General features: G+C 65.1%; 19 protein-coding genes. 17 read left to right on the top strand and 2 right to left on the bottom strand.

From position 1 onward, the window contains the following. Positions 1-52: 52 nt before the first annotated feature. Positions 53-784, bottom strand: coding sequence for a GntR family transcriptional regulator (locus GGR25_RS12310; protein WP_183399077.1), 732 nt, complete (start codon positions 782-784; stop codon positions 53-55). 164 nt (positions 785-948) lie between these two features. Here GGR25_RS12310 and GGR25_RS12305 point away from each other — a divergent pair, with 164 nt between their 5' ends. The 17 genes from GGR25_RS12305 to GGR25_RS12225 all read left to right on the top strand — a co-directional run bounded on the left by GGR25_RS12305 (position 949) and on the right by GGR25_RS12225 (position 19,711). Continuing rightward, positions 949-1,971, top strand: coding sequence for an SIS domain-containing protein (locus GGR25_RS12305; protein WP_183399571.1), 1,023 nt, complete (start codon positions 949-951; stop codon positions 1,969-1,971). A 22-nt stretch (positions 1,972-1,993) separates the two neighbouring features. After that, positions 1,994-2,788, top strand: a complete 795-nt coding sequence (locus GGR25_RS12300) for a PfkB family carbohydrate kinase (protein WP_343068048.1) — start codon at positions 1,994-1,996, stop codon at positions 2,786-2,788. Between the two features lie 122 nt (positions 2,789-2,910). Then, positions 2,911-3,828 carry an amidohydrolase family protein gene (locus GGR25_RS12295; RefSeq protein ID WP_183399076.1) on the top strand — a complete coding sequence of 306 codons (918 nt, stop codon included), beginning with the start codon at positions 2,911-2,913 and terminating at the stop codon, positions 3,826-3,828. A 3-nt stretch (positions 3,829-3,831) separates the two neighbouring features. Further along, positions 3,832-5,142, top strand: a complete 1,311-nt coding sequence (locus GGR25_RS12290; RefSeq protein WP_183399075.1) for an alanine racemase — start codon at positions 3,832-3,834, stop codon at positions 5,140-5,142. Between the two features lie 177 nt (positions 5,143-5,319). Further along, positions 5,320-5,982 (top strand): ribulose-phosphate 3-epimerase, encoded by a 663-nt coding sequence (rpe, locus tag GGR25_RS12285; protein ID WP_183399074.1) that lies wholly within the window; start codon positions 5,320-5,322, stop codon positions 5,980-5,982. A gap of 74 nt (positions 5,983-6,056) precedes the next feature. Then, on the top strand, positions 6,057-6,857 hold the full coding sequence (locus tag GGR25_RS12280) for a BtpA/SgcQ family protein (RefSeq protein ID WP_183399073.1): 801 nt from the start codon (positions 6,057-6,059) through the stop codon (positions 6,855-6,857). Between the two features lie 16 nt (positions 6,858-6,873). Next, positions 6,874-8,367, top strand: coding sequence for an FGGY-family carbohydrate kinase (locus GGR25_RS12275; RefSeq protein ID WP_183399072.1), 1,494 nt, complete (start codon positions 6,874-6,876; stop codon positions 8,365-8,367). Next, positions 8,364-9,023: an HAD family hydrolase gene (locus tag GGR25_RS12270; RefSeq protein ID WP_183399071.1), complete on the top strand. Its 660-nt coding sequence runs from the start codon at positions 8,364-8,366 to the stop codon at positions 9,021-9,023. Before GGR25_RS12275 ends, GGR25_RS12270 begins: the two co-directional genes overlap by 4 nt. Positions 9,024-9,034: 11 nt before the next feature. Then, complete coding sequence (locus GGR25_RS12265) at positions 9,035-9,367, top strand: N,N-dimethylformamidase alpha subunit family protein (protein WP_183399070.1); 333 nt, start codon at positions 9,035-9,037, stop codon at positions 9,365-9,367. A gap of 22 nt (positions 9,368-9,389) precedes the next feature. Beyond that, positions 9,390-11,663, top strand: a complete 2,274-nt coding sequence (locus GGR25_RS12260; RefSeq protein WP_183399069.1) for a N,N-dimethylformamidase beta subunit family domain-containing protein — start codon at positions 9,390-9,392, stop codon at positions 11,661-11,663. A gap of 2 nt (positions 11,664-11,665) precedes the next feature. Then, positions 11,666-12,442, top strand: coding sequence for an SDR family NAD(P)-dependent oxidoreductase (locus GGR25_RS12255; RefSeq protein ID WP_183399068.1), 777 nt, complete (start codon positions 11,666-11,668; stop codon positions 12,440-12,442). A 68-nt stretch (positions 12,443-12,510) separates the two neighbouring features. Beyond that, entirely contained in the window at positions 12,511-13,674 is a 1,164-nt protein-coding gene (locus tag GGR25_RS12250; RefSeq protein ID WP_183399067.1) for a M20 family metallopeptidase, read from the top strand. 590 nt (positions 13,675-14,264) lie between these two features. Beyond that, the gene (locus GGR25_RS12245) at positions 14,265-15,638 is read left to right on the top strand and encodes an ABC transporter substrate-binding protein (protein ID WP_183399066.1); all 1,374 of its coding nucleotides are present in this window, start codon (positions 14,265-14,267) and stop codon (positions 15,636-15,638) included. Positions 15,639-15,751: 113 nt separating this feature from the next. Continuing rightward, positions 15,752-16,669 (top strand): carbohydrate ABC transporter permease, encoded by a 918-nt coding sequence (locus tag GGR25_RS12240; protein WP_183399065.1) that lies wholly within the window; start codon positions 15,752-15,754, stop codon positions 16,667-16,669. After that, on the top strand, positions 16,666-17,517 hold the full coding sequence (locus GGR25_RS12235; RefSeq protein ID WP_183399064.1) for a carbohydrate ABC transporter permease: 852 nt from the start codon (positions 16,666-16,668) through the stop codon (positions 17,515-17,517). Before GGR25_RS12240 ends, GGR25_RS12235 begins: the two co-directional genes overlap by 4 nt. A gap of 23 nt (positions 17,518-17,540) precedes the next feature. After that, complete coding sequence (locus GGR25_RS12230) at positions 17,541-18,635, top strand: ABC transporter ATP-binding protein (protein ID WP_183399063.1); 1,095 nt, start codon at positions 17,541-17,543, stop codon at positions 18,633-18,635. Then, positions 18,635-19,711: a Gfo/Idh/MocA family protein gene (locus tag GGR25_RS12225; protein ID WP_183399062.1), complete on the top strand. Its 1,077-nt coding sequence runs from the start codon at positions 18,635-18,637 to the stop codon at positions 19,709-19,711. The genes GGR25_RS12230 and GGR25_RS12225 overlap by 1 nt, the downstream gene beginning before the upstream one ends. 61 nt (positions 19,712-19,772) lie before the next feature. Here the strand turns inward: GGR25_RS12225 and GGR25_RS12220 are convergent, their stop codons facing one another. After that, on the bottom strand, positions 19,773-20,591 hold the full coding sequence (locus GGR25_RS12220; protein WP_183399061.1) for a DeoR/GlpR family DNA-binding transcription regulator: 819 nt from the start codon (positions 20,589-20,591) through the stop codon (positions 19,773-19,775). Positions 20,592-20,736 lie beyond the last annotated feature (145 nt).

The following is a 20,736-nucleotide window of genomic DNA, read 5'->3' as shown; positions in this document are numbered from 1 at the left end:
CGCTGGACACGGAGCCATAGCAGACGAGTTGTCTTACATCTGTCAAGAGCGCTCACTTGCGCAGGAAGCTGAATGCGTAGCGATCGCCCCTGTGATAGTCGATCGCATGGAGCACCGGCGGACCCGAGTCCCGATAGGCCGTCTCCTCGATCACGAGCGCCGGTCCGAAGTCGCGAAGGTCGTGCCGCGCCGCGACATCATCCGGCAGGAACGTCGCGCGGACGCGCGCCTGGGACATGCTCGGCCGGGCGCCATAGCGGGCGAGCGTCTCGATCAGCGAGCCCGACCAGTCCACATCGAAGACACGGTCGCTGATCGCGTCGCGGCGGATATGGTCGAGGCAGTAGAGGACCGGCTCGCGATCGTTCAGCCGAAGGCGTTCGAGCCGGATCACGGTCTCGCCTTTCGCGAGATTGAGTGCCTTGGCAATGTCGGCCGCCGGACGCTCCTCGGATACGGAAAGTATTTTATTGACAAGATTATAGCCGAAATGGCGGGCCATCTCGGTGACGCTCTCGAACGTCGTGATCGGCCGATCGATGCGGATCGATCCGGCCGCCGTGAGGAAGCGTCCCCGCCCGTGCTCCGCGCGGATGACGCCGTCCTGTTCGAGCAGCTTCAGCGCTTCCCGGATGGTGGGCCTCGCGCCGCCGAGACGCTCCTTGAGCTCCGCTTCGGTCGGGATCTGATCGCCCGGCTTCAGGCCGGATTCCGCCAGAAGGCGCACGATCTCCTCGTGCAGCTGCTTCGTCCCGACACGGCGCGCTTTCGGCTCCGGCTCCATGCATGCTCTCCTGAATGAGGAGCAAATCTGCCACAGGCATTCCCGGTCGACAATGTCAGACCTCTCGCGGCCAAACTGGCGCCGGATGCCTGGCCACCCTTGACAGCGCCGGGCAACATGACGCAAGCCTGTTGTCAGATAAATCCTCGATCCAGGGAAGCATGATGCTGAATTTCGACGAGACCCGATTTCTGGGCATCCAGTCGGGGGCCGTAGCCCTCGCGGGAGACATCGACCAGTTCGTCGGCGAATCGCTCCGGCAGGGCATCACGAACATTCACATCGTCGGAACGGGCGGCGTAGCGATCCTGCTGCAGCCGGCCGTGCAGCTGCTGCGGCGGCTGTCGACCTTTCCCGTGTTCTCCGATTCCGTTTCCGAGACGATGGCCGCCGGCTCGGCCAATCTGAACGCCGGCTCGCTGGTGTTCCTGGTATCGCTGTCCGGCACGACCAAGGAAAGCGTCGCCTTCCTCGACTTCGCCAAGGCGCGGGGCGCGAAGGTCGCGACCCTGGTCGGCCATGCCGACACGCCGCTCGGCCGCGGCGCGGATCGCGCCTTCGTGAACTTTGCCGCCGACGACACGTCGAGCGAGAGCTTCTACATCCAGTCGCTGCTGATCGCGCTCTCGGTGCTCGGCCATCGCGGGGAACTCGGCGCGCTCGGCAGCTTCGCAAGCCTCGTCGACGGCATGCAGGCGCTGCCGCGGTCGCTGCTCGCCATCAAGCAGGCGATCGAGCCGAAGGCCGCCGATTTCGCGCAGATCATCGCCGGGTCGGACTGGCACATTTTCGTCGGTGCCGGAAATGTGTGGCCGCAGGCCTACTACTATGCCATGTGCATTTTGGAAGAGATGCAGTGGATTCGCACGCGTCCCGTCCATGCGTCGGATTTCTTCCACGGCACGCTGGAGCTGGTGGAAAAGGGCGTGAGCGTCATCCTGTTCAAGGGTGAAGACGATTGCCGGGCGCTGGCCGATCGCGTCGAGCGCTTCGTCCCCAAGGTGGAGGGTGATTTGACGGTGCTGGACACGGCCGACTATCCGACGCCGGACCTCTCCCCCACCCTGCGGGCGCTGCTCGCGCCGGCCCTCCTCGCCACGCTGCTCGAGCGCATCTCGGCCCATCTCGAGAAGCTGCGCAATCACCCCCTGACGACGCGCCGGTATTATCGCCGTGTCGAATATTGAGCGTCCTCTCAGGCTTGCTGCCGTGGGCGACAATTGCGTCGACATCCTGCGGCCGGCAGGGCGGCGCTTCATCGGCGGCAACGCCGTCAATGTCGCGGTCCAGTTCGCGTCCCTCGGCGGCGTCTCGGCCTATTTCGGCGCCGTCGGCGAGGATGAGAATGGCGCGCTGACCGAACAGAGCCTCGTTCGCAACCGCGTCGACATATCCCGTCTCGCCCGCCGCGCCCTGCCGACCGCCTATACGCAGATCGATGTCGCAGAGAATGGCGAGCGGAGCATCGGGTTCGAGGATTTCGGCGCCTGCGCCGGCTATGTCCCCGACGATGACGCGATGGCGGCGCTGCTCGGCTTCGACCATGTGCATATCGGCTGGCTCGATGATGGCGGTGCCGTGCGGCGACATCTCGCCGCCGCCGGCATCTCCGTATCGCAGGACACGACGGTGAACGCGCGCCCCGAGAACCTCGGCGTCGACGGACTCTCGATCGCCTTCGCCTCGATCGACGGTTCGCATGACGCCGCCCGCCGTGCGGCCCATGCGCTGTTTGCGCGCGGCGCACGCGGTGTCGTCGTCACTCGCGGATCGCAGGGCAGCTCGGTCTTCGTCGACGGCTTCGACGCGGACATTCCCGCCCGTCCGATCGTTCCCGTCGACACGACGGGCGCGGGCGACAGCTATATCGCCGGTTTCCTTCACGCGCTGCTTTCGGGCGCGTCGCCAGACGTCGCCGGCGAGAAGGCCGCGGCCCTCGCCGCGGCGACCTGCCTGCATGAGGGCGGCTTCCCCCAGCAGCCCGTCGAGACGACAGATTCGTGATGGATCCGCTTCGTCCGGAGTGCCTGGCAGAGGGATCGCGGCGCGACGAAAATTGGCGCGGGCGGCGTTGCGGCGCCGTCGCGGCTATGCTGAGTTAGTCATCTGACAAGGTGAGCGAGCCCATGGCGCCCTATCGCGGACCCGTTATCGACGCCCATCATCACCTGTGGGCCTATGGCCTTGGCAAGCACAGCTGGCTCGACAAGCAGCCGGCGCCGGACGAGGCCGGCCTGCCGATGGGGGACCTTGCCCCGCTGCGGCGCGACTATCTGGTCGAGGACTATCTCGCCGACGCGGCGGGCCAGAACGTCATCGCATCGGTCCATGTCGAAGGCGGATGGGCGCATGATCCGGGCGGCGAGGAGTCTGCCTGGCTCGATACGCTCGACCGCTCGATCGTCGCCGCGCGCCACGTCTTCCATGTCGCGCTCGACGCGCCCGACGCCGCGACGCGCATCGCCCGCGAAGCGGCCCATCCACGCGCGGCCGGGCTCAGGGATATCGTGGCATGGCACCCCGATCCGGCGCGCTCATTCGCGGCGCGTCCCCATCGCATGTCGGACCCATCCTGGCGTCGCGGGTTGGCCGCGCTGACCGAGGCGAAGCTGCCTTTCGATCTGATGCTCTTCCCGCACCAGATGGAGGAGGCCGCTGAACTCGCGCGGGACTTCGGCGATACGGTCTTCGTGCTCAACCATTGCGGCAGCCCGACGGATCGAAGCGAAGCGGGCATGGCGGCCTGGCGCGCCGGCCTTGCCGGCCTCGCGGCCCAGCCCAATGTCTGCATCAAGATTTCCAATCCGGTCGCCTATGACCACGACTGGACCGAAACGAGCCTCGGCTCTGTCATCAGCTATTGCTTCGACTGCTTCGGCCCCGACCGTTCGCTGTTCGGCAGCGATGCCCCGGTCTCGGGTCTGCAGGCAGGGTTCGGTCCATTGCTCGACGTCTATCGCAACATCCTGGCGGATCGACCCGAAGCGGCGCAGCGCGCTTTCTTCCGGGATACCGCCGCGCGCATCTACGGGCTGGAAGGATAGAAGATGACGACGAACGTCACCCTCGCCGATGACTGGACGGGCTGGATCGATGATCGCTGGCGCGGCTTTCCGACCGGCTATGCGCCCTTGCCGATCGCCCAGATCGCGGGGCGCGGCTGGCGGCCGCAGGACGGGCAGATGGCGCTGCCGCTGCTTTCGCTCGATCTCACGACCTTCGATCTCAATATCGAAGCGGTGATGCGCTATCTCGCCACCGAAGGCGCGCTGATCGCGCCGCATGCCAAGACGCCGATGTCGGTGGCCATCGCGCGCCGCCTGGAAGAGGCAGGCGCCTGGGGCGCGACCGTCGCGGATGCGCGGCAGGCTTCCGTCATGCTGGAGGGCGGGCTGAGCCGCCTCATCCTCGCCAATCAGGTTGGCGGACGCGGCGGCGCGAGCCGTCTCGCCGCGCTGCTGTGGCACCATCCATTGGCCGAGGTGCACGTCTTCGTGGATTCGGTGGAGGGCGTCGATGCGCTCGCCGCTGCCTGGCAGGCCGAGAGTACACGGGGCAAGGGCATGCCGCCGCTGGGGCTGATCATCGAGCTCGGAGGCGGGCGCGCCGGCGTCCGGGACGACCAGTCTGCGCTGGATCTCATGGAGCGCATTCTCGCCCTCCCCCCCGATAGCGGCCTGCGCCTCTCCGGCGTCGCCGGCTATGAAGGCGCCGTCGTCGTCGCCGATGCCAAGGAAAGCCGGGACCGCGTCGATGCGCTGATGCTCCGCATGGCGGCGCTGCACGCCGCCATGCGCGATCGCGTTGGCCCGGCGGCGCCGCTGATCCTGACGGCGGGCGGGTCGCTGTGGTTCGACCGCGTGCTGGCAAATCTAGGCCCGGCCGCGGCGGCCGATGGGCGAACGCGCCTCATCCTGCGCAGCGGCGCGCTGTTCTTCTCCGACCATGGCGTCTACAAGCGCGGACTCGCCGCGATGGAAGCGCGGGGCATCGGCCTCGCCGGGCGTATCGCGCCCGCCTTGCGGCTCTGGGCCGAGGTCCTTTCGACGCCCGAACCCGGCCTCATCATCTGCGGCCTCGGCATGCGGGATGCGGCGAGTGACCAGGGCGTTCCCATGCCGCTGCGGATCTGGCGCGACGGCCAGGAGCTCGGCGCCGGCGATCATCTCCTCATCGAGAAGTTCAACGACCAGCACGCCTTCGTCCGCGTCACGGGTGACGGACCGGCCCCCGCAATCGGGGATGTCATCGAATTCGGGCTTTCGCATCCCTGCACGAACATCGACCGGCATCAGTTGATCTGGGGTCTCGACGAGCAGCAGCGGGTGATCTGCGTGCTCCCGACATCGTTCGGATAGCGCCCTCATAACAAAAAAGAACATTATTGATCAAAAGCACACGTTTTGGGCCTGACAAGACGCTGTCGCCGAGGCATGCTGGCGGGGCAATTGGTCGATGGCACCCCGGCTGACGCTCCATTCTCGGGAGCGCGACAAGGGGAGCCGATCGTTCCGCTGATTTCGTGAGTTCATCCCGTGTCTCCCCTGGCCAGTCACCGACCCATCATCGCGCCCTCCATCCTGACGGCCGACTATGCCCATCTCGCGAGAGAGGTTCGCGCCGTTCACGATGCGGGTGCTGAGTGGCTCCATCTTGATGTCATGGACGGCGTCTTCGTTCCCAACATCAGCTTCGGTGCCGACGTCGTCCGCAAGCTCCGCCCGCACAGCGCGGCTGTATTCGACCTACATCTCATGGTCCTCGATCCCGCAGCCATGATCCCCTCGATCGTGGCGGCCGGCGCGGATCGCATCACGATCCATGTCGAGGGAACCATTCACCTCCACCGAATCATCGGGCAGATCCACGATGCCGGGCTCAAAGCCGGCGTGGCGATCAATCCCGGCACGCCCGTCGCCGCGCTCGAGGCCGTCACGGACATCGTGGATCAGGTGCTGGTCATGAGCGTCAATCCCGGCTTCGGCGGCCAGAGCTTCATTGCCAGCAGCCTGGACAAGGTCGCAGCGCTGCGGGAACGACGCGGGGCGCGCCAATACCTCATCTGCGTCGATGGCGGCGTCAAACCCGACAATGCGGCCGCCCTTGTCGAAGCGGGCGCCGACATGCTCGTGGCCGGTTCGGCGGTGTTCCAGGGCGCCGGCACCTATGCGGAGAATATCGCCGCGCTCCGGGGTTGATAATTTCTGTTCGAAATATGTTTGAAAATGTTTTATTCTGATTCTACGATCCGTCGACCACGTGGAGAGCCAGCATGATTTTCGAGTTTTTCGGCAACAAGAAGAAGGCCGTCATCGCGATGGCCCATATCGGCGCCCTGCCGGGAACTCCGCTCTATGACGCGGATGGCGGCATGGAGAAGCTGATCGAGGGCGTTGCCAAGGACGTCGAAGCGCTGCAGGCCGGCGGTGTCGATGCGATCATGTTCGGCAACGAAAATGACCGCCCCTATGTCTTCGACGCGCCCAAGTCCGGCGTTGCGGCGATGACGGCCGTCGTTTCGGCCATCCGCCCGATGCTGAAGGTGCCGTTCGGCGTTAATTATCTCTGGGATCCGGAAGCCTCCGTCTCGATCGCGGCCGCAAGCGGTGCGAGCTTCGTGCGCGAGATCTTCACCGGCCTTTTCGCCTCCGACATGGGCGTCTGGGAGCCGAACGCCGCCAAGGCGCTGCAACTGCGGCGCAATCTCGGCCGGCCGGATCTGAAGCTGCTCTTCAACATCAATGCCGAATTCGCCCATTCGCTCGATCAGCGTCCAATCGCGCTCCGCGCCAAGAGCGCCGTCTTCTCCTCGCTGGCCGACGCAATCCTCGTCTCGGGCCCGCTGACCGGCGAGCCGGCCGAGTCCTCGGCGCTCAAGGCCGTGTGCGAGACGATCCGCGATGTCCCGGTCTTCGCCAATACCGGCGTCAATATCGACAACGTCACCGAGGTCATGAGCCTCGCCTCCGGCTGCATCATCGGGACCCATTTCAAGCATGACGGCATCACCTGGAACGCCGTGGATCCCGCGCGCGTGAAGCGTTTCATGGACAAGGTGAACGGTCTGCGCTGAAGGGCGGGGAAAAGACATGTTTCTCGGCCTCGACATCGGCACGACCTCGACGATCGGCATCCTGATCAAGCTGCCAAATGAGGTGGTGGGTATCATATCGAGGCCGGTGACCTTCTCCGCGCCACGGGTTGGATGGGCGGAAGAGGACCCACGGGAATGGTGGGAGAACGTCCGCGCGATCGTCGCGGCTTTCGCTGAACGCGGCGTCGACCTCGGCGCGATCGAGGGCATCGGCGTCACCGGCATGCTTCCGGCCGTGGTGCTGCTCGACAGCGACGGGGAGCTGATCCGCCCGTCGATCCAGCAAAGCGACGGGCGCTGTTCCGCCGAGGTCGAGTTGCTCAAGAGCGAGGTCGATCCCGACTGGTTCCTGCGCACGGCCGGCAACGGCATCAACCAGCAGCTCGTGACCGCGAAGCTCAGATGGATCGAGCGCAACGAGCCGGAGAACTTCGCGCGCATCGCGACGGTCTTCGGCTCCTATGATTACATCAACTGGCGCCTGACCGGGCGCCGTGCCGTCGAGCAGAACTGGGCGCTGGAAGCCGGCTTCGTCGATCTCGGCAAGATGGAGATCAGTCCGGACCTGGTCGCGCTCGCTCATATCCCGCTGGACGCGCTGCCCCCGCGTTCGGTTTCGCACGCGATCCTCGGAGCTGTCACGGCCGAGGCTGCGGCGGCGACCGGTCTCGTCGAGGGCACGCCGGTCGTCGGCGGTGCGGCGGACCTCATCGCCTCGGCACTCGGCGCCGGTCTCGCCGCCGAAGGCGACGTGCTGCTGAAATTCGGCGGCTCCGTCGACGTCCTCGTCGCAACCGACAAGGTCGCGCCGGATTCGCGCATGTATCTGGACCATCACCTGGTCCCGGGCCTTTGGGTTCCCAATGGCTGCATGGCGACGGGCGGCTCGGGCCTCAACTGGTTCGTGCGCACCTTCGCCGGAGCGGAAGCCGCCATCGCGGCCGAGAAGGGCATGAGCCCGCACGCCTATCTCGATCTGCTCGCGGAAGAGACACCGCCGGGCGCCGACGGGCTCCTCGCCCTCCCCTATTTCCTCGGCGAGAAGACCCCGATCCACGATCCGCTCGCGCGGGGCATCTTCCACGGCATCTCGCTGTCGCATGGCCTGGCGCATTTCTGGCGCGCGCTGCTCGAGGGCTATGCCTATGCCGTCGCGCACCACATTGAGGTCATGCGCGACATGGGCCACCAGCCGGAGCGCTATCTCGTCTCCGACGGCGGCTCCAACAGCCGGCTTTGGATGCAGATCGTGGCCGACGTGATTCAGGCGCCGCTGCAGACGCTGACCGGCCATCCCGGCTCCTGCCTCGGGGCGGCCTGGACTGCGGCGATCGGGACCGGCGCCACAGCCGAGTGGGACGGCGTCGCCGCCTTCGTCCAACGCGGCCCTGTCGTCGAGCCGCGGGCGGAGCAGCGCGAGCTCTATCGCGCCGGCTATGCCCGCTTCCGCAAGCTCTACAGCGACAATTTCGCGAGCGCCTCGTCATGAAGGCGATCCGCGCCGTCGCCTGGGATATCGACGGGACACTGATCGACAGCGAACCGCTGCATGAGGCGGTTCTCGTGGAGGTCTGTGAGCTTCACGGCGCCGATCTCTCGGATCTCCCGCAGAACCATTTCCGCGGCGTCCACATGCCCGACGTCTGGAAAGCCCTGAAATCAAGGCTTCCCGAAGGCCTCGAAGAAGCCGCATGGCTCGACGCCATCGTGGAGCGCTACATCGAGCGGGCGGGAGAACTGCAGCCGCTGCCCGGCGCGATCGAGGTGATAGAGACACTCGCCGACGCCGGTGTCCGGCAGGTCTGCGTCTCCAATTCGAACAGAAGCGTGGTCGACGCCAATCTGCGCGCGCTCGCCATTCTGGACCGGATCGATTTCTCGATCAGCCTCGACGACGTCGTTGCGGGCAAGCCCGAGCCGGAGCCGTATCTCGCCGCAGCGCAGCGCCTCGGCTTCTCGCCGGACGAGATGGCCGCGATCGAGGACAGCGTCGCCGGCGCAACCTCGGCCCGCGCGGCGGGCATGCGGGTCTTCGGCATTGCGCCCCATGGCGACGGTCATCTGGAGCCGGCCGAGACGACGATCCACCGCCTGCTCGATCTGCCCGAACTCATTCTGCGGCCTCTGCCCCTCGGGGCGAGGTGAAAGGACTGGCAATGGTCTACAAGATTACCGCCGAGGCTGACCGACAGTATATCGAGGAATTCCGCGAAGCTCCGATCACGCATCACCGGTCTCCCGGCCTGCAGCGTGTCCTGAACGTCATGCGGCTCTATCGCGGCGGCGACCAGTACATCCTGATCGCGCGCAAGGAATTCCAGGATTATGTGATCGGCCGCATGCCGCCGCTCCGCGACGAACCCATCGTCATCGAGGACGATCTGGTGTTACCGAGCCGGGAAGCTGCGGAATGGGAACTCTTCCGCCGGCGTTGGCACCAGATCACCGGCGAGACCATCGCCTTGAACTACGAAGAAAAGCCGGCTTGACCGGCTGCGCGAGGGACGAGGCATGCTCAAGATCACGGGTTATCCCGACCGCTATTCCGCCGAGCCCGGCGAGACGATCGCTTTCAAGGTGTCACTGGAGGAGAATGACCGCTTCGAAGCGCGGCTCGTGCGCGTCATTCACGGCGACGCCAATCCGCAGGGGCCGGGGCTGAAGTTCCGGCATATTCCCAGCAACGCCGACGGCTCCCATCCCGGCTTCGCGCAGTCCATCGACGCCGGCAGCTATATGAGCGTCGAGAATTTTCCGCCCCTCGACGCCGCTTTCACCTTCTACACGATGATCTGGCCGACGCTGCTGCGCCGCGACGACCAGACGATCCTCGCCCAGTGGGACGACAAAAGCGGGACGGGCGTCCATATCGGACTGAAGGCCGGCGGCTATGTGACCGTCACGCTCGGCGGTCCCGAGGGGGTCACGCAGGCCGTCGCCCCGAAGGCGATGGTCGAGCGGCAATGGTACGCGCTCGCCGTCGCGATCGACCCCGCGCGCGGCACGGTTCGCATCGATCAGGCGCCCATCATCCCCTATGCGATGAGCGACGATCGCGTCGCGGCGGACTTTGCCCTCTCGCCGGCCCATGCGGCTTCGGGCCTCATGCTGGCCGGCACGCGACTCGCGGACGGAACCGTCGGACGGCACTTCGACGGCAAGCTCGACAGCCCGATCCTCCTCAGCGGCCTTCATCCGGCGAGCTTGCAGGACCGTCTGATGCGCACGCCGCGCGACATCGAGCTTGGGCGCTCGCTGATCGCGCACTGGAATTTCTCGCGCAAGATCGACACGGCGGAGACCGTGGATACCGGCCCCTACTGCTTCCACGGCAAGCTCGGCAACCTGCCGACGCGCGGCATGAAGGGTTGGAACTGGACCGGCGAGGACCATGCCTGGACCCGCAAGCCGGAGCATTACGGCGCCATCCATTTCCATTCCGACGATCTCTATGATGCCGCCTGGGAAACCTCGGTGGCCGTGACGCTGCCGGACGACCTTCCCTCAGGCCCCTATGCCCTGCACGTCTCCTGCGGCCCGAGCGATGTCGATGCGACGCGCGAGGACTATATCTCCTTCTTCGTGACGCCGCCGCGCGACGCGGCCAAGCGCGGCACGCGGCCGAAGCTCTGCTTCCTGGCCCCGACCTGCTCCTATATCGCCTACGCGAATCATGCCGAGCACATCACCGCGCGCGGCGTCGAGATCCTCATGAACCGCATGGTCCATTTCGGCCATTCGGACCTTTGGATGTACGAGCATCCCGAGCTCGGCGGCTCGCTCTATGACACCCATGCCGACGGCTCGGGCGTTGCCTATTCCTCGCGGCTGCGGCCGGTGCTCAATTTCAAGGCGCAGTATCATTCCTGGCTCGGCGGCCATGGTTCGGCCGTCTACCAGTACAATGCCGACACCCATCTCTTCGACTGGCTCGAGGAGAAGGGCTTCGACTACGACGTCATCACCGATGAGGACCTGCATCGGGACGGCCTCGCGCTGATCGAGCCGTATGACGTCATCATGACCGGCACGCATCCCGAATATCACTCGACCGCGATGTGGGACGCGATGAAGGCGTGGATCGACCGTGGCGGTCGCCTCATGTATCTCGGCGGTAATGGCTGGTACTGGCGCGTCGGCTTCTCCGATCACTGGCCGGGCGCCATGGAGCTGCGCCGGGCCGAGGACGGCATCCGGCCGTGGATCGCGGAGCCGGGCGAGTACTACCACTCGTTCACCGGCGAATATGGCGGGCTCTGGCGCCGTCTCGGCCGCGCGCCGAACGTCATGGCCGGCGTCGGCTTCATCGCCCAGGGCTTCGATTTCTCGTCCTACTACCAGCGGGCGCTCGATGCGGACAATCCGCGCGCGCGCTTCATCTTCGAGGGCGTGCCGGACCAGATCATCGGCAATTTCGGCCTCGTGGGCGGCGGCGCCGCCGGCATCGAGCTCGACTGCATCACGACGGATCTCGGCTCCCCGACCAACATGCTGCGCCTGGCAAGCTCCGAGGGCCATTCCGGCTTCATGCTGCTGGTCAACGAGGAGTTCGGGCCCGTGCCGCCCAATCTCGGCGGCGACCAGAACGATCGCGTCCGCGCCGATCTCGCCTTTGGCGAAACCGCGGCCGGCGGTGCGCTCTTCGCGACGTCATCGATCGCGTGGTGCGGGTCGCTCTCGCACAATGGCTACGACAACAACGTCTCCCGCATAACCGAGAACGTCCTCAAACGGTTTCTCGATCCCCTGCCCTTCCCCACATCCCCGGATACAGACGGAGCCTGATCATGAGCGTTCTCGACCGCTACGGCCTCAAAGGCCGGACCGCCATCGTCGCGGGCGGTGCCCGGGGCATGGGTCGTGCCATTGCCGAACTCGCAGCGCAGACCGGCGCCGATATCGTGATCCTCGACATCCTCGAGAAGGAAACGAAGGAGACCGCGGACTACATCGCCTCGACCTATGGCCGGAAGACCAAGGGCATCGTCGCGGATCTTTCCGATGCCACGGCCGCACAGGCCGCCGTCGAACAGGCGGTGGCTGAATTCGGCCGGATCGAGGTGCTGTTCAATTGCACCGGCATCGCGCCGAACACCTATGTGCTCGACATTCCCGCGGCGGAATGGGCGCAGGTGATGAACGTCAACGTCAATGCGCAGTTCTTCGTGGCGCAGGCCGCGGCCCGACACATGGCCGAGATCGGCGGCGGCTCGATCGTCTGCATCGGCTCCAATTCGGGCTTCATCGTCGACCGCCCGCAGCCGCAGGCGCACTACAACGCCTCGAAGGCCGCGGTCCACCAGATGGTGAAGTCGCTCGCCTGCGAACTCGGCCCCAAGAATGTCCGCGTCAATGCGGTGGCGCCCGGCTTCATCGTCACCGAAATGACGAAGCGCGGCATGTCCAATCCGGAATGGCTGACGACCTGGACCGACAACACGCCGATGGGGCGCCTCGGCAAGCCGGAGGAGATCGCCAACATCATGCTCTTCCTCGCCTCCGATGCCTCGGCCTTCATGACCGGCTCGATCGTCATCGCCGATGGCGGCTACACCGCCTGGTAAAGGACTGATCGGCGCGCGAGCGCGCGGATCGAGTTTGCGGGTTTGGGTCTCCACGAGGTGAGGATCGAATGAACGGTATCAATCGGGATGCGGCGATCGAGCTTCTGAAGCTCATCGTGTCGGTCCCGTCCGTCAACCCGGCCTTCCAGCGCGAGGGCATGGATCCGACACTCTTCGGCGAGGAACGCCTCGCGCGCGCCCTGGCGCAATGGATCGAAGCACAGGGGCTGTCCTCGGAGCTCGATTTCGTCGAGCCGGGGCGCCCCAATTTGATCATGCGGGTCAAGGGAACGTCCGGCGGGCCGCGCATGCTTTGGGAGGGGCACCTCGACACGGTCCAGGTGACCAATATGGCGGCGCCCTTCTCACCCCGCATCGAGGGTGGCCGCCTCTATGGCCGCGGCGCCGTCGACGATGGCGGCTGCGTGGTGGCGTTCCTGCTGGCGATGCGGGCGCTCGCCGCCGATCCGCCGGCGGGCGACGTGGACTTCGTCGCCGCCATGGACGAGGAGTTCGGCTTCAAGGGCGTCACGCATCATGTCGCCCGCGGCGAGACCTATGCGCTGGGCGTCGCGGGCGAGCCCACGGATCTCGCGGTCGTCCGCGCCTGCAAGGGCACCGTGCGCTGGTTCGTGGAACTCAGAGGCCGGCCGGCCCATACCGCCAAGCCGCATGAGGGCCTCTCCGCGGTGACGGCGGGCTGCAAGCTGCTCGCCGCCTATGAGGCCGAGATGGCGACGCGGACGATGGCCCATCCTCTGCTCGGGCCGCCGACGCTGACCTGCACCGCTTTCGAAGCCGGCGAGGGGCCGAACACCGTTCCCTCGAAATCGCGGCTGCGGTTCGACTATCGCTATCTTCCGACAGAAGACAGCATGGCCGTCCACGCCCATTTCAAGACGGTCGCCGAGCGGCTCGAGTCCGACATTCCCGGGCTTTCCGTGATCGTGGAGCCGCCCTTCGTCGACAGTTCGGCCATGGATGTGCCGGAGGATTCGCGGATCGTCGAAGAGATGTGCGCCGTCCGCGCCGAACGCGGCCTGCCGCGCGAAGTGATCGGCGTTCCCTATGGTTCCGACGCGACGAAGATGGTCAATGTCGGCGCGATCCCGACGATCGTGTTCGGGCCGGGAAATATCGACCAGGCCCACTCGCTCGACGAATATGTCGAGATCGACCAGGTCGTCAGCGCCGCCGAAATGCTCGTGGCTCTTGCGCGCCGGGTTAGGTGACGCGGCGAGACGCACCGTCCTGAGGGTCGATCGGGCTTTCTTCGCCTGAAACGCATGCCGGATCGCGTCGGACATCTCGCGGAAGCGCGAAGACGGTTCCGGGTTGAACCGGACGCCGCGAGGGGGCGGCGCGATCGAACCGCCGATGCCGACCACCGCCGCGGCCCCGGGGCCGCCGACGGGCTGTGCCGGTCGCTGGAACTCGCCCTGGCGTTGCGACGGATGGACCGAGCAAACAATTGCAATCACCGCCTGGGGACCGGCTCAAACAGCGACCGCTCCCGGATCGTTCCCGCGCGAGCCTATTTCCCTGACGACTGCATACAAGGGGCTCGATCCGCGTCGGAAACAAATCCTATCTATTTGTTTTATCGCCATTTTCTGTCCATCGACATCCAACTTATCAGATAACTTGCCATCGGACGGCGATCGGTCGATTATTTTCGGGATGCGGCGCGCAGAATCCGCTTGACCCAAACAGCCAATTCAACACTAATCGAACACAATCGACAAAATTAGAACATTACGGATCCTCGGATCCGGATGCCTAAGCCAACGAAGCCTCAGGCTCGAAAAAGGGAACCAGAGTGATGAGCAGTGACTTTCTGAACATGAGCCGGCGCAGCTTCCTGCGCACCTCGGCGCTGCTGAGCGCCACGGCGATGACGTCGAGCTTCGCCGGCGCGGCGTTCGCTCAGTCCGTCGATTTCAAGCCGACCTCCGGCGAGACCGTCTATTTCCGCGGCTGGCAGTTCCGCACGGACGTCGTCCAGCAGAACGTTGACCTCTACAACAAGACGTTCGGCGGCAAGGTCGACTATGCCACCGTGACCGGCGACTATCCCGCCGTCATGGAGAAGGCGCTGATCGCCAACGAGAACCTGGACGTTCTCTACGCGAACCCCTCGAGCGCCGTGCGCTACAACGGCGGCGGATGGGTCCTGCCGGCGTCCGAGCTGCCGAACGGCGAGGAGATCGCCAACGGTCTTTATCCGAACATCCGCGACGCCTGGTCGGTCGACGGCAAGCTGCTCGGCCTGTCCTATTTCGTGTCGACGCGCGGCTGCCTCGAGGTCTTCACCAAGCCGTTCCTCGCGGCCGGCTTCACCGAAGAGCAGTTGCCCACGACCTGGGACGAACTGTACGACATGGTCTATGTCCTGAAGGACAAGGGCGTGGCGACCCCGTTCCTGCCGCATTGGTTCGGCGAGTATTTCGGCATCTCCTGGGCATTCGTGTTCGAAGTCATGAACCGTGGCGGCGAAGTTGCCGACGCGAAGACGCACGAGCCGAAGCTCACCGTCGACGGACCTGCCGGCAAGACTCTTGCCGCCTGGAAGAAGCTCTGGAAGTCCGGCCTCGTTCCGGAAGAAGTCTTCTCCTACAACGAGGCGGGCTATATCGACGCCTTCCGCTCCGGCCGCTATGTCTTCTCGCCCCAGCAGATCTATGACCTCAAGACGTTCAACGACAAGGCGCAGTCGGGCGACGTCGCGGGTCACGTCACGCTTCTTTCCGGCAAGAACCAGAGCTGGGGCCTGATCGACTCGGCCCTCTATGTGATGACCGCCCGCAAGGGTCGGTCGGAAGCCCTGACGGATGACGTCAAGAAGTTCGTGAACTGGTACGGCTACAAGGATCAGGACGGCAAGTTCTTCGTCGCCGACCGCTGGCTCAAGGAGAACATGCTGTTCTCGGGCTACAAGGAGGTCATGGAGAGCCCGCAGGCTCGCGAGGCCGTTTCCACCTCCCTCATGCGGCCTGAAGACTACGATCGCGTGCTCGAGGTCTATTCCAAGACGCCTTATCCGAAGGGTATCTGGAACGTCGTCTGGTCGGAAGAGTTCAACTTCTGGCTCCGCGAGAAGCTGTTCGCGTTCCTGCAGCAGGACCTCGAAGCCGAAGCCGTGATCAACGAAGCCAACGAGAAGATCGTCGAGCTCAACAAGCGCTACAAGATCTGACGCCGGCCGGTGCCGGCGCGCGCTGCGCCCGCCGGCACCCCTCGTTCCGGCGGGCGGGACACGCGCCCCGCCCTTCCCTAAGTCGCTTCAAGAAGTGAGGGAAGTCGTCAGTTATGGCTCATCCTGACAACTCCGCGCCTGCGCCGCATCGCCGGACGGAGGTAAGTAATCTGAGCTTCGCGCTCATCATCTCCATTCCGGTCCTGGTTTTTCTTCTTATCGTCGTTGCCTATCCCCTCGCTTACGCTTTCTATCTGAGCTTCAACGAGATCCGCTTCTTCGGCGGATATTCGGCGGACTGGGTCGGCCTGACCAACTATGCCAACGTCCTCTACGACCCGAGCTTCTGGAGTTCGCTGGGACGCACCCTTCGCTTTACGGTCGAGACCGTCATCCTCACGCTCGCGATCGGCCTTGGCCTCGCGCTGATCCTCAAGCATCTGCCGCCCGGCTGGCGCTGGCTGCGTGCGCTGATCATCCTGCCCTGGGCCGTCTCTCCCTACGGCGCCGGCATTTTCTTCGCTTATCTCGGACGCGGCCAGACCGGCATCGGCACCTCCGTCGCCGCTGCGCTTGGGTCCGACCAGACCTTCAACCTGATCTCCGCGAACTTCGTGATGGAGTATCTGGCGCTGGGCGCGGCCTGGAACATGGCCCCCCTTGTCGCCTTCTTCCTGCTTGCCAACATGCTGACGACGCCGCCGCGGCTCTACGATCTCGCGAAGATCGACCAGATGTCCCACTTCGAGACCTTCTGGCACGTCACGCTGCCGCCGCTGCGCTTCACGATCTTCGTCTTCAGCTGCATCACCACCGTGCTCGCGATGAAGACGTTCGACTACATCTTCACCGAGACGCAGGGCGGCCCCGGAAGCGCCTCGGCCGTGCTGACCTACACGCTCTACAAGATCAGCTTCGTCAATCTCGACCTCGGCTACGGCGCTGCCATGTCCTTCTTCCTGCTCGCGGTCATCCTGGGTTCGACCGGGATTCTCTACTTCATCTGGGGTCGAAAGGAAGAACGCCAATGAGCCGGCGCGCTGCATTCTGGCTTGTTCTCGCCGTCGTCGTCGCGGTGATCTGGACCTTCCTGCCGATGTACTGGACGGTCAAATACGCCTTCATGACGAAGACGGAGATCGCGCGCTTCCCGCCCATGCTCTATCCGCATGCGCCGAACCTCGCCTCCTTCTTCAACATCTTCGGCTTCGACTACACCGCGGACAACGGCACGGTCTACAAGGCCTCCGGACAGGCGCGGCAGATCATCCTCGGCATACGCAACAGCGTTCTGGTCGCGGTGATCGTGACCGCGGTCACCACGCTTGTCGTCGTTCCGCTGGCCTATGTGTTCGCGCGCCTCGAATTCCCCTTCAAGGGCAAGCTGCTGGCGGCCATCCTGCTGTCGGTTTCGCTGCCGCCGGTCTCCACGCTCATTCCGTTCTACACGCTCTATGTGCAGCTCGGCCTGACGGGCACGCTGATCGGTCTGATCATCGTCACGCTGACGATCACCATCCCGATCGTCGCCTGGATGCTGATCGGCTTCTTCCGCAACCTGCCGCCGGTCGAGCTTCTCGCCCGCGTGGACGGTTTCAGCCGGTTCTATGTCCTGACCCGCATCATCGTGCCGATGGCGCGAAGCGGCATTCTGGTCGCCGCGGTGATCGCGTTCCTCTTCTCCTGGAACGAGTATGTCTATGCGCAGATCCTGGTGACCGGATCGAATGCGGTGACCTTGCCTGCGGCAATGTCCGGCTTCCTCTTCCAGGTGCCCGAACCGTCGCAGCTGGCAGCAAGCCTGCTCCTGAGCCTGCTACCGCCCTTCGTCATCGCATTTTTCCTGCAAAAGCATATCGCGGAAATGCATCTCGCCTGAGACCGCTGAGGAATTAAAGCAACATGGCACGCATTGAACTGCGGAACATCGTCAGGACCTTCGGCGGCCAGCATGCTGTCCAGAACCTCGACATGACGATCGAGGACGGGGAGCTTCTGGTTCTGCTCGGCCCCTCCGGCTGCGGCAAGTCGACGACCATGAACATGATCGCCGGCCTCGACAGCCCGACCTCCGGACAGATCCTGTTCGACGGCGTCGACGTGACCCAGCGCTCGCCGCATGAGCGCAATATCGCGATGGTCTTCCAGTCGTCGCTGCTCTATCCGCACCTTTCGGCGCGCGACAACATCTATATGAGCCTCAAGCGCTCAGGCCTCTCGAAACAACAGATCGAGGCGCGCATCGCCCATGCGGCCGAGACGGTGGATGTAACCCGCCTGCTCGACAAGCGCCCCTCGCAGCTTTCCGGCGGCGAACGCCAGCGCGTCGCGACCGCCAAGGCGATCGTCCGCGAGCCGGCGGGCTTCCTGCTCGACGAGCCGCTCTCCGCGCTCGACGCGGCCTTGCGGCTCTCGCTCCGCGCCGAACTGGTCAATCTGCAGAAGCGCATCCGCACCACGATGATCTTCGTCACGCACGACCAGATCGAGGCGATGACGATGGGCGACCGGATCGGCGTGATGCGGCAGGGCCGGCTCGAGCAGATCGGCACGCCGACCGACATCTACAACCGGCCGGAGACGCTGTTCGTCGCGGGCTTCGTCGGCACGCCGCCGATGAACTTTCTGAAGGGCTCGCTCGAGCAGACCGACGGCAAGCTCTGGCTCGTCAACCCGTCGATCCGGATGGAAATCAAGGGCGAGTTCGCAAGCGCGAAGCCGATGAAGAACGTGGTCCTCGGGATTCGCCCGCATCTCATGCGTCTCAGCGAGGCCGGCAGCTCCGCTCTGCCGCTGACCGTCTACGCCATCGAGCAGCTCGGCAACGAGGCGATCGTGATCTGCGACGGGCCCGCGGGCGAGAAGATCCGCGTCGTGACGCAGGCCGGCTTCACCGCACCGATCGGCGCGCGGCTCGACGCGAACTTCGACAGCGCCGCGGCCCGCCTCTACGACCCGGCCACCGAGCGCGTGGTTGCCACGGACGGAGCGAACTGATGCCCGCGATCGATGCAAGCCGTCCGCTGCGGGTGGCCGTCGCCGGCTTCGGTCAGGCGGGGCGATGCCACGCCGAGACCTGGGCGACCATGCCGGGCGTCACCGTTGTCGGCGTCTACTCCCTGCGGCCTGACGCCGAGGCCGCCGATATCGCGGCGGTCGTCGGATCGCATGTCCCGGTCTTCTCGAATTACGAGCGGATGCTCGACGAGACCGATTGCGACTTCGTGTCGATCTGCACGCTGCACGACACCCATGCCGCGCAGGCGATCGGCGCCGCCGAGCGCGGCAAGCATTTCATCGTCGAGAAGCCGATCTGCCTGACGCCGGAAGAGCTCTTCGCCGTTCGCCGGGCCGTCGACAAGGCGGGCGTCCGCGCTTTTGTCGGCTTCCAGGAGTTCCACTACGGCCAGCTCCAGGCCACGATCGAGGCCGTGAACAGCGGCTGGCTCGGGCGCGTGCACCTCGCCGAAATCGAGTATTTCAATGGCATCGGCCCCTGGGTTCGCCAGCATTGGTGGGCCCGGACGCGCAAGATCGGCGGCTCGTCGATGCTGTTCTGCGGCTGTCACCCGCTGATGATGATGATGCTGGTCATGAAGGGGCTGAAGGTTGCCGAGGTGCAGGCCTTCACCACCATGTCCTCGGCGCCGGACTTCGCGGAGCTCGAATATCCGGCGACGCAGGTCAATCTGATCCGCTTCGAGGATGGCCGCCTCGGCAAGGTCACGTCCTGCCTCGACAGCCTCCATCCCTATTATTGGCGCAACACGCTGATCGGCTCGGAAGGCAGCCTCATCGACACGAAGCTGTTGAGCCGCGTGATGCTTCCAGGCCTCGAGCCGCGCGGCTGGCAGCAACTGGCGACGCGCTCGATCAACGACGCCGGCGACATCACGCCCGAGATGTTCCGTCCGATGTTCGGCCGCATCCTCGCCAATCTGCTGCGGGACGAACCCATGCCCTATTCGGGCTTCGACGAGGCATGGGAGATGCACCGCGTGCTCTTTGCCTGCGACGAGTCGGCCAATACCGGCCGTCCGGTCTCTCCGGATTCCTATCTGCCAACGGCATGACGATGCCTCGACGACCGGCAAGAGAATGACCTCATTGCTCCCATCCGAGCGTTCGGGACCGTCAAGGCGCGACAACGACCTCCACGCCGGCCGCTGCCAGGCTGGACGCCAGGGCGGGTGGCGGCGGGGCTTCGCTGATCAGCACGTCGAACTGCTGCAGATTGGCGACCTGCACCAGCGACATCTCGTCGAACTTCGAGCTGTCGGCGACGACGATGCGACGCGTCGAGCGCTCGATGAGGACGCGCTTGATCTCCGTCTCCTCGATGGAATAGTCGAAGATGCCCTGCGGGGTGATCGACGAGACGCCGATGAACACGACGTCGAACCACAGCCGGCGCACCTGCTCCACGGCGACGGGGCCGCAAAGCGACATCTCCTTCTCGCGCAGGCGCCCGCCGAAGAGATAGATCTCGGCGTTCCGTTCCGCGTGGGTGGCTGCAATCCGCAGATTGTTGGTGAACAGGCGCACCCCGAGCTCCGGGCCGATCAGGCGCGCGAGTTCGAAGGTCGTGGTTCCGACATCGAGCGCGATCGCCTGGGACGGCTTGACGAAAGTGAGCGCCGCCTTCGCGATCCGCACCTTCGCCTCCGCATTGACGAGATGTCGCTCGTCGAAGAACGGCTCGCGCGGGGTCTTGCTGCGCGCGGCAGGGTCTTCCGTCACGGCGCCGCCATGCGTGCGCTGGATTTCCCCGCGCATCTCCAGTTCGGCGAGATCGCGGCGGATCGTCATCTCGGAAACCTGGAACAGTTCGGCGAGGGCGACCGAGGACATGAAGCCCTGCGAACGGATGGTCGCAACGATCCGCTCCTTGCGAACCCGCCCGATCAGGCGCCCCTCGACCGGCGCAACGGATTCCCGCTCATTGTCGCTCATGGATACCTAGCCCCGCCTCGCGATGCCCGACGCCGATCCTGTTCGAATCCAAACATTTCTCGACACAGATTCTCTCTTAGGCATATCGGGCACCGCTGCCAAGGCGGCATTTCGCAAGTAAAAGTCGCATATGACGGCCGATGCC

Origin of the sequence: Kaistia hirudinis (genome assembly GCF_014196455.1) — a bacterium.
GTDB classification, from domain to species: domain Bacteria; phylum Pseudomonadota; class Alphaproteobacteria; order Rhizobiales; family Kaistiaceae; genus Kaistia; species Kaistia hirudinis.
The sequence above is the reverse complement of the archived record's forward strand: the minus strand, read 5'-3'. Positions and strand labels throughout refer to the sequence as shown.